At 46.1% G+C, this 733-nt stretch carries 1 pseudogene; it reads right to left on the bottom strand.

The window, feature by feature from the left end:
• Positions 1-714: pseudogene (locus A3751_RS20125) on the bottom strand (sulfate adenylyltransferase subunit CysN); the annotation flags it as partial.
• Positions 715-733 lie beyond the last annotated feature (19 nt).

Raw genomic sequence — 733 nt, 5'->3', positions numbered from 1 at the left:
ATCTTTTAGGTCTTGGGCTGCGACCACGACGATGAGTCCTGCATTATTCAATGCTTGTGCACATTTATTCAGTGCTTCCGAGCTCAATTCGTCTGCGCTAATGCAAATGGTGGTTTTACCAGCATCGAAGAGGCGTCGTTCTATCGCTCTTGCAAGCTCATTACCTTTTGAGCCAGTGGCCAGAATAGTTCTGCCGGTATGGCCGTAGCGACGCGTTTTTTCATCAGCGGTTACCGGAGTCCAATCATCACTAGCTGAATGATCAGTTTCTTCAACGATCATTCCTGCGCCCACCGTTACGTTACTAAGTCGGTCGATTAGAATGAATGAGCCGGTGTACTTGCTTTGATCATAAGGGTCAAAAACCACTTGTTGACTGAGCATAAGTTCGCACTTCGCGATTGTGTTCAGGTTGAGTTCTGTCGCCGGCTGCTCTTCAAATGTGTTTACATCAACGGCATGTTCAATTCTTCGAATAGATCCTGATGATGTGCTTGAACCTAGCTTAATATCGATTAGCTTTCCTGGTGAGATTGCGTCTTCGCTCATCCAGACAATGTTGGCTAAAAAGCTTTGGCTAACGCTAGGAATACTGTCTGATTTAACTAAAGTGTCGCCGCGCGAAACGTCAATCTCATCGTTTAGTGTGAGCGTAATTGCCTGTCCTGCAAAGGCGCTGCTTATGTCGCCATCATAGGTAACAATTGATTTCACGGTACTTCGCTTGTTCGAG

It is taken from the genome of Oleiphilus sp. HI0080 (assembly GCF_001635135.1).
This window is presented reverse-complemented; position numbering and strand designations above follow the sequence as displayed.